11 protein-coding genes are annotated in these 8,413 nt (G+C 72.2%); 10 read left to right on the top strand and 1 reads right to left on the bottom strand.

The annotated features are described in order from the left end of the window. Positions 1–1,351 (bottom strand): hypothetical protein (locus tag AOK24_RS15005; RefSeq protein WP_055720567.1); only part of this gene is annotated, 1,351 nt, incomplete at its 3' end. Between the two features lie 179 nt (positions 1,352–1,530). Between AOK24_RS15005 and hisD the strand changes: the two genes are divergently transcribed. From hisD to AOK24_RS14955, 10 genes are all read left to right on the top strand, one after another. Then, the gene (hisD, locus tag AOK24_RS15000; protein WP_055720566.1) at positions 1,531–2,856 is read left to right on the top strand and encodes a histidinol dehydrogenase; all 1,326 of its coding nucleotides are present in this window, start codon (positions 1,531–1,533) and stop codon (positions 2,854–2,856) included. Beyond that, a complete protein-coding gene (locus tag AOK24_RS14995; protein ID WP_055720565.1) occupies positions 2,853–3,959 on the top strand; it encodes a histidinol-phosphate transaminase in 1,107 nt (368 codons plus the stop codon). The genes hisD and AOK24_RS14995 overlap by 4 nt, the downstream gene beginning before the upstream one ends. Next, a complete protein-coding gene (gene hisB / locus AOK24_RS14990) occupies positions 3,956–4,549 on the top strand; it encodes an imidazoleglycerol-phosphate dehydratase HisB (protein ID WP_055720564.1) in 594 nt (197 codons plus the stop codon). The genes AOK24_RS14995 and hisB overlap by 4 nt, the downstream gene beginning before the upstream one ends. Beyond that, a complete protein-coding gene (locus AOK24_RS49195; RefSeq protein ID WP_050369832.1) occupies positions 4,546–4,710 on the top strand; it encodes a hypothetical protein in 165 nt (54 codons plus the stop codon). Before hisB ends, AOK24_RS49195 begins: the two co-directional genes overlap by 4 nt. Further along, a complete protein-coding gene (hisH, locus tag AOK24_RS14980; protein ID WP_055720563.1) occupies positions 4,701–5,351 on the top strand; it encodes an imidazole glycerol phosphate synthase subunit HisH in 651 nt (216 codons plus the stop codon). The genes AOK24_RS49195 and hisH overlap by 10 nt, the downstream gene beginning before the upstream one ends. Then, positions 5,348–6,073: a bifunctional 1-(5-phosphoribosyl)-5-((5-phosphoribosylamino)methylideneamino)imidazole-4-carboxamide isomerase/phosphoribosylanthranilate isomerase PriA gene (gene priA / locus AOK24_RS14975; protein WP_055720562.1), complete on the top strand. Its 726-nt coding sequence runs from the start codon at positions 5,348–5,350 to the stop codon at positions 6,071–6,073. The genes hisH and priA overlap by 4 nt, the downstream gene beginning before the upstream one ends. Further along, positions 6,070–6,465 carry a RidA family protein gene (locus tag AOK24_RS14970; protein ID WP_055720561.1) on the top strand — a complete coding sequence of 132 codons (396 nt, stop codon included), beginning with the start codon at positions 6,070–6,072 and terminating at the stop codon, positions 6,463–6,465. The genes priA and AOK24_RS14970 overlap by 4 nt, the downstream gene beginning before the upstream one ends. Further along, positions 6,462–7,217 carry an imidazole glycerol phosphate synthase subunit HisF gene (hisF, locus tag AOK24_RS14965; RefSeq protein WP_055720560.1) on the top strand — a complete coding sequence of 252 codons (756 nt, stop codon included), beginning with the start codon at positions 6,462–6,464 and terminating at the stop codon, positions 7,215–7,217. Before AOK24_RS14970 ends, hisF begins: the two co-directional genes overlap by 4 nt. Before the next feature lie 124 nt (positions 7,218–7,341). Beyond that, a complete protein-coding gene (locus AOK24_RS14960; RefSeq protein WP_055720559.1) occupies positions 7,342–7,932 on the top strand; it encodes a winged helix-turn-helix domain-containing protein in 591 nt (196 codons plus the stop codon). Beyond that, the coding region (locus AOK24_RS14955) for an MFS transporter (protein ID WP_159051876.1) at positions 7,929–8,413 on the top strand (485 nt) is incomplete at its 3' end. The genes AOK24_RS14960 and AOK24_RS14955, both read left to right, overlap by 4 nt.

Here is an 8,413-nt window from a genome sequence, read left to right as displayed (position 1 = left end):
CCCCCATCCACACCGCCGCCCGGCCCGGCCGGTACCCGTAGGCGACCGTCCAGTCCTGCGCGTACCCCCAGAGCTTCGCGCCCGGCGGGAGGGTCTCGCGGCGTCTGCGCTGCTTGGCGAGCAGGACCTCGCGCGCGTCCTGGTCCTCCCCGCCCGCCCGCAGGACCGCCGCGAGGCGCTCGTACGGCTCCGGCGCGTACTCCGCGGTCGCCGCCGCGACCCACTCCAGGCGCGCGGCCAGCGGGAACGGGCCGACCGGGATCAGGTTGTCGTACGTGAACCCGGCCATGTGCAGGCGGCCGGGGCCCGGCCAGGCCGTCGCGCGGTCGATCAGGTTGACGACCCGCGTGCCCGACAGGACGACCGTGCCGCGCTCCGGGTGCTGGCCGAGGAAGCGCAGCTCCGACGCGTGGACCCGGCGCAGGGACAGTTCCTGGTCGTCCGTGAGGGTGAAGCGCGCGGACTGGAGGTCCACCGCGTCCCCGAACCGCCCGTCGTCCAGCCTCAGGCCGCCCCGGCACTCGAAGCGCTGGACGCGGACGCCCCGCGCGGGTGTCACCCCGGATGCCTGCCGGCCGCCCGCCGCCGCGGGCGTCAGGTACAGCGAGCGCTCGACGGTGAGCTGCGGGGCGTTGAGCGCGAACCGGCCCAGCGGGTCGGCGAGGCGGGCTCCGCGCAGGCTCAGCGACACGCCGACCTTCGCGCCGCGCAGGCTCAGCTCGCCGTAGGACTCCAGCAGGTCCGCCTGGATGTCCTGGCCGACCGTCATCCCGTCGGCGGCGACGGAGCGCCCGCTGCGGTCCTGGTGCACCACCGCCTGGCTGAGCAGCAGGTCCGTGCCTATGTGCGCGTCGGTCAGGCGGATGCCCTCGGGGAAGCGGCTGCGCGGGAGGTGCAGGTCCCCTTCCGTGTGCACCCGGGCCGCCTCCAGGCGGGGCACCGCGCAGTCCACGAGGCGCAGCGTCGTGAACCGGGCCTCCGGGAGCAGCACCTCCCGGTCGAACCGGCAGCCGCGCAGTTCCACGTACGGCAGGACCCGGCCGCCCGACACGTCCAGCGTGCCGCTGATGCGGACGCCCACCAGCTTCAGCGACGACACCCGGCCCGTCAGCGCCGGCGGGCCGTCCAGCAGGAGCCAGGCCACCACCCTGGCCCGCACCGTGCGCCCCTCGCCCCAGGGGTGGCCGCCGTGCGGGTCGTCCACCTCCGGGCTGCCGCAGCTCAGGTCGTACACCCCGCCGTCGCGGAACGCCTGCCACAGGCCCGCCTCGACCGCCGTCAGGTCTCCCGGGAGGTCCCTGACATGCGCTCCGGCCCCCTCGATCGCCACTGCCCCTCCTACCTCGTACATCTGTTCTCCTCGCACCTGTTCTGCCCGCTCCGTGAGGCTTTGAACACTGAACGTGACATCGATCTTCGAAAGTTCCCAACCTGTCCGAATTCATTGCCACGTTGTGTGACGGGGTGGTTCTGTATCAGCCATTGATACGCGCGGACGGCCCCGGAACCAGGTCTGCGAGAATTGGTTCCGTGATCTCGCGAATCGATCTGCGCGGCGACGCCCTCCCCGAAGGGCCCGCCCTGCGCGACCTGCTGCCCCGAGCCGACTTCGACGTCGCGGCTGCCCTGGAGAAGGTGCGGCCCATCTGCGAGGCCGTGCATCATCGGGGCGACGCGGCGCTGATCGACTTCGCCGAGCAGTTCGACGGCGTACGGCTCACGTCCGTGCGCGTCCCCGCCGAGGCGCTCACCGAGGCGCTGGCCGGCCTCGACGCGGCCGTCCGCGCGGCCCTGGAGGAGTCGATCCGGCGGGTCCGCTTCGTGCACCGCGCCCAGCGCCGCGGCACCCACACGACCCAGGTCGTGCCCGGCGGCACGGTGACCGAGAAGTGGGTGCCCGTCGACCGGGTCGGGCTCTACGCGCCCGGCGGGCGGTCCGTCTACCCCTCCTCCGTGATCATGAACGTGGTGCCCGCGCAGGAGGCCGGCGTCGCCTCGATCGCCCTCGCCTCGCCCGCGCAGGCCGAGTTCGACGGCCTGCCGCACCCGACGATCCTCGCCGCGTGCGCGCTGCTCGGCGTCGACGAGGTGTACGCGGCCGGCGGCGCCACGGCCGTCGCGATGTTCGCGTACGGCACCGAGTCCTGCCCGCCCGCGAACATGGTCACCGGACCCGGCAACATCTGGGTCGCCGCCGCCAAGCGCTACTTCACCGGCCGGATCGGCATCGACGCCGAGGCCGGACCGACCGAGATCGCGATCCTCGCGGACGCCACCGCCGATCCGGTGCACGTCGCCGCCGACCTGATCAGCCAGGCCGAGCACGACCCGCTCGCCGCGGCCGTCCTGGTCACCGACTCCGCCGAACTCGCCGACGCCGTCGCGAAGGAACTGATCCCGCAGGTCGCCGCCAGCAAGCACATCGACGACCGCATTGCCCCCGCGCTCGCGGGCCGGCAGTCCGCGATCGTCCTCGTCGACGGCGTCGAGGAGGGCCTGCGCGTCGTCGACGCGTACGGCGCCGAGCACCTGGAGATCCAGACCGCCGACGCCGCTGCTGTCGCCGACCGGGTGCGCAACGCGGGCGCGATCTTCGTCGGCCCCTGGGCGCCCGTCTCCCTGGGCGACTACGCGGCCGGCTCCAACCACGTCCTGCCCACCGGAGGCTGCGCCTGCCACTCCTCCGGCCTGTCCGTGCAGTCGTTCCTGCGCGGCATCCACATCGTCGACTACACGCGCGAGGCGCTCGCCGACGTCGCCCACCACGTCGTCACGCTCGCGGAGGCCGAGGACCTCCCGGCGCACGGCGCGGCGGTCAAGGCAAGGTTCGGCTGGAAGGTTCCGGAGAGCAAGTGACAGGCATCGACGATCTCCCCGTTCGGGACGAGCTGCGCGGCAAGTCCCCCTACGGAGCGCCCCAACTGGACGTCCCCGTACGGCTGAACACGAACGAGAACCCCTACCCGCTCCCCGAGGAACTGGTCGAGCGGATCGCCGAGCGCGTGCGCGAGGCCGCCCGCGACCTCAACCGCTACCCCGACCGGGACGCCGTCGAACTGCGCACGCAGCTCGCGAAGTACCTCACGGACACCACCGGGTACGAGGTCGCCCTCGCTAACGTGTGGGCCGCCAACGGCTCCAACGAGGTCATCCAGCAGCTGTTGCAGACCTTCGGCGGGCCCGGCCGCAGCGCGATCGGCTTCGAGCCGTCGTACTCGATGCACGGCCTCATCGCGCGCGGGACGGGCACCGAGTGGATCACGGGCCCGCGCGCGGACGACTTCACGATCGACGTCGACGACGCCACGCGCGCGATCGCCGGGCACCGCCCCGACGTCGTCTTCGTGACGACCCCCAACAACCCCACCGGCAACGCCGTCCCGGCCCGGACCGTCCTCGCCCTGTACGAGGCCGCGCAGGCCGCGAAGCCGTCCATGGTCGTCGTCGACGAGGCGTACATCGAGTTCAGCCACGGCGACTCGCTGCTGCCCCTCCTGGCGGGCCGCCCCAACCTGGTGATCTCGCGGACGATGTCCAAGGCGTTCGGCGCTGCGGGCCTGCGCCTCGGCTACCTCGCCGCGCACCCGGCGGTCGTCGACGCCGTCCAGCTCGTCCGGCTTCCCTACCACCTCTCCGCGGTCACCCAGGCGACCGCGCTGGCCGCCCTGGAGCACACCGGGACGCTGCTGAAGTACGTCGAGCAGCTCAAGGCGGAGCGCGACCGGCTGGTCGGCGAGCTGCGGGCCATCGGCTACGAGGTGACCGAGTCCGACGCCAACTTCGTGCAGTTCGGCCGGTTCGGCGACCCGCACGCGGCGTGGCGATTCATCCTGGACCGCGGCGTCCTGATCAGGGACAACGGGGTACCCGGTTTCCTCAGGGTGTCCGCCGGGACCCCCACCGAGAACGACGCGTTCCTCGACGCGGTCCGTGAACTCAAGAAGGAGCAGCCCGCATGAACCGCGTCGGCCGCATAGAGCGCACCACCAAGGAGACGTCCGTCCTGGTCGAGATCGACCTCGACGGGACGGGCAGAACCGAGATCTCCACGGGCGTCGGCTTCTACGACCACATGCTCGACCAGCTCGGCCGGCACGGTCTGTTCGACCTGACCGTGAAGACCGAGGGCGACCTGCACATCGACTCGCACCACACCATCGAGGACACCGCGCTCGCGCTGGGCGCCGCCTTCCGGCAGGCCCTCGGCGACAAGGTCGGCATCTACCGCTTCGGCAACTGCACGGTGCCCTTGGACGAGTCCCTCGCGCAGGTGACCGTCGACCTGTCCGGCCGCCCCTACCTCGTGCACACCGAGCCCGAGAAGATGGCGCCGATGATCGGCGAGTACGACACGACGATGACCCGGCACATCCTGGAGTCGTTCGTCGCGCAGGCGCAGATCGCGCTCCACGTGCACGTGCCCTACGGGCGCAACGCGCACCACATCGTCGAGTGCCAGTTCAAGGCCCTCGCGCGCGCGCTGCGCTACGCCAGCGAGCGGGACCCGCGCGCGGCGGGCATCCTTCCTTCCACGAAGGGCGCGCTGTGACCGGCCTGTCGACCATTCTGATCGTTCTCGGTCTGTTCCTGCTCGGCGGTGTCTACTCCTTCGCCAAGCAGAAGATGCCGACGAGCCTGATCGTGCTGCTCTCGATCAGCGCCGCGCTGTGCCTGGTCGCGGGCGTCCTCAGGCTGGAGGTGTGGAATTGAGCGGCTCCCCGAAGAAGGTCGTCGTCTTCGACTACGGCTTCGGCAACGTCCGGTCCGCCGAACGCGCCCTCGCGCGCGTGGGCGCCGAGGTGGAGATAACGCGCGACTACGACAAGGCGATGAACGCCGACGGCCTTCTGGTGCCCGGCGTGGGCGCCTTCGCCGCCTGCATGAAGGGCCTCACGGCCGCGCGCGGTGACTGGATCGTCGGCCGGCGGCTGTCCGGCGGGCGCCCCGTGATGGGCATCTGCGTCGGCATGCAGATCCTCTTCGCGCGCGGCATCGAGCACGGCGTCGAGACCGAGGGCCTCGACGAGTGGCCGGGCACGGTCGAGCCCCTCAAGGCCGACATCGTCCCGCACATGGGCTGGAACACCGTGAGCGCCCCTGAGAGCTCCGAACTCTTCGCCGGGGTCGAACCGGACGCGCGCTTCTACTTCGTGCACTCCTACGGCGTCCAGGACTGGTCCCTGGAGGTCCGCAACCCGGCCATCAGGGCCCCCAAGGTCGCCTGGACGACCCACGGCGCCCCGTTCGTCGCCGCCGTCGAGAACGGCGCCCTGTGGGCGACGCAGTTCCACCCCGAGAAGTCCGGCGACGCCGGAGCCCAGCTCCTCACCAACTGGATCGGAACACTGTGACCAAGCTCGAACTCCTTCCCGCCGTCGACGTCCGCGACGGCCAGGCCGTCCGCCTCGTGCACGGCGAGTCCGGGACCGAGACGTCCTACGGCTCCCCCCTGGAGGCCGCGCTCGCCTGGCAGCGCGCGGGCGCGGAGTGGCTGCACCTCGTCGACCTGGACGCCGCGTTCGGCACCGGCGACAACCGGGCGCTGATCGCCGAGGTCGCCGGCGCGATGGACATCAAGGTCGAGCTGTCCGGCGGCATCCGGGACGACGACACGCTGGCCGCCGCCCTCGCGACGGGCTGCACGCGCGTGAACCTCGGTACGGCCGCCCTGGAGACGCCCGAGTGGGTCGCCAAGGTCATCGCCGAGCACGGCGACCGGATCGCGGTCGGCCTCGACGTCCGCGGCACGACCCTGCGCGGGCGCGGGTGGACGCGCGACGGCGGGGACCTGTACGAGACGCTGGAGCGGCTCAACGCCGAGGGCTGCGCGCGGTACGTCGTCACCGACATCGCCAAGGACGGCACCCTCCAGGGCCCCAACCTGGAGCTGCTGCGGGGCGTCTGCGCCGCCACCGACCGTCCCGTCGTCGCCTCCGGCGGCGTGTCGTCCCTCGACGACCTGCGCGCGATCGCGGAACTCGTCCCCCTCGGCGTCGAGGGCTCCATCGTCGGCAAGGCCCTGTACGCGAAGGCGTTCACGCTGGAAGAGGCGCTGGCGGCGGTGTCGTCATGACGTCCGTGCAGCGGGTGCAGAGCGGCAGCCCCTGGGAGGAGCCCTTCGGCTTCGCGCGCGCGGTCCGGGCGGGCGACCGGGTCGTCGTCGGCGGCACGACGTCCTTCAAGGGCGGCGTCCTGTACGGCGAGGGCGACCCGTACGAGCAGGCCAAGACGGCGTTCGGGACGGCGCTCGCGGCCATCGCCCAGTTCGGCCTCGGGCCGGAAGCGGTCATCCGTACGCGCCTGTACCTCACGCACGCGCGGGACGTCGACGAGGTGGGACGCGCCCACAAGGAGATCTTCGACGCGGTGCGCCCGGTCAGCACGATCGTCGTCGTCACCGGGTTCGTCGACCCGCGCATCCTCGTCGAGGTCGAGCTGGAAGCGTTCTCGGGAGCCTCGTCATGACCCTCGCCGTACGCGTCATCCCCTGCCTCGACGTCGACAACGGGCGCGTCGTCAAGGGCGTCAACTTCCAGAACCTGCGCGACGCGGGCGACCCCGTCGAGATGGCCAAGGTGTACGACGCGGAGGGCGCCGACGAACTGACGTTCCTCGACATCACCGCGTCCTCCGGGAACCGGGAGACCACCTACGACGTGGTGCGGCGCACCGCCGAGCAGGTGTTCATCCCGCTGACCGTCGGCGGTGGCGTGCGCGCGCCCGAGGACGTCGACAAGCTCCTGCGCGCGGGCGCGGACAAGGTGGGCGTCAACACGGCCGCCATCGCCCGCCCCGAGCTGATCCGCGAGATCGCCGAGCGGTTCGGGAGCCAGGTGCTCGTGCTGTCCGTGGACGCGCGGCGCACGGAGTCCGGGGCGTTCGAGGTCACCACGCACGGCGGGCGCCGGGGGACCGGCATCGACGCCGTCGAGTGGGCCCACCGGGCCGCCGAACTCGGCGCCGGGGAGATCCTGCTCAACTCGATGGACGCGGACGGGACGAAGGACGGCTATGACATCGAGATGATCGAGGCCGTCCGCAAGCACGTGTCCGTGCCGCTGATCGCCTCCGGGGGCGCCGGGAAGCTGGGTGACTTCGCGCCGGCCGTGGGCGCGGGCGCCGACGCCGTGCTGGCCGCGTCGGTGTTCCACTTCGGGGATCTGCGGATCGGGGAAGTGAAGCAGGCGCTGCGGGAGGCCGGGCACCCGGTGCGGTGAGGTTCCAGCGCGTTGCTGTAAGCCCCGTTCGCCTGGCGAGCGGGGCTTACTTGTGCGGTGATGCGAAAGGGGAGTTGCGCAAAATATGTTGCGCAACTTTTCTTTCGTATCTAGCGTGGTTCGAATGGCAAGCCAGGAGAGGGACCGGCGGATCACCGACGTGGGCACGCTCAAGGCGCTCGCGCACCCGCTGCGGTCCGCGCTGTACCGGGGGCTGACCGTCGCGCGCGTGGCGACCGCCTCGCAGCTCGCCGCGCAGGTCGACGAGGCCGTGTCCCTCGTCAGCTACCACCTGCGCAAACTCGCCGAGCACGGGCTCATCGAGGAGGCCGAGCCGCAGAGCGCGGACGGACGCGAGCGGTGGTGGCAGCGGACCTCCGACGGGCTGCGTATCCACGACGCGGACTTCCGCGACGCGCCCGAGGCCGCCGCCGCGCACACCGCCGCGAACCGGCTCTTCTTCGAACAGCGCGCCGACCTGTACCGGCGCTTCCTCGACGAGCGCGCGCACTGGAGCGCCGAGTGGAACGCCGCCGCCGAGTCCTCCGAGTCCAACCTGCGGCTCACCGCGGCGGAGCTGTCCGAGCTGAACCGTGAGGTGCTGGCTCTGCTCCAGCGCTACGACGAGCGGGGGCGGGCCGCCGAGGCCGCCGGTGACACCGACGGGCGGGAGAACGTGCAGATCCAGACCTACGCGTTTCCGTTCCGGCTGTGAGCGGCTCCGTGCGCGCGCGGGGCGCTCACCGGGATCCGAACGTCCTGCGCTGGCTCGCCGGGTTCACCCTCTCCGGGGTCGGCGACAACGTGTACTACGTCGCCCTCTCCTGGACCGCCGTCCAGTCCGGGACACCCGTCCAGGCGGGGCTCGTGACTGTCGCGGGAGCGCTGCCCCGCGCTGTGCTCATGCTGGGCGGGGGCGTGCTGGCCGACCGGTACGGGGCCCGGCGGGTCGTCCTGGGCAGTACGGGGGTGCGGTGCGCGCTCGTCCTGTCCGCGGCCGTACTGCTGCTCCTCGCGCGCCCCGGGCTCTGGGTCCTCGCTGCCGTCGCCGTCCTCTTCGGGACCGTCGACGCCGCGTTCCTGCCCGCCGCCGGGGCCCTGCCGGCCCTCATAGCCCCGCCGGGGGAGTTCGGGAGGGTCCAGGGCCTCCGGGGCCTCTCCACCCGCCTCGCGAACGTCCTGGGCGGACCGCTGGG

Origin of the sequence: Streptomyces niveiscabiei (assembly GCF_001419795.1) — a bacterium.
Taxonomy (GTDB): Bacteria; Actinomycetota; Actinomycetes; order Streptomycetales; family Streptomycetaceae; genus Streptomyces; species Streptomyces niveiscabiei.
Note: the sequence above shows the minus strand (reverse complement) of the source record. Positions and strands in the feature narration are given on the sequence as shown.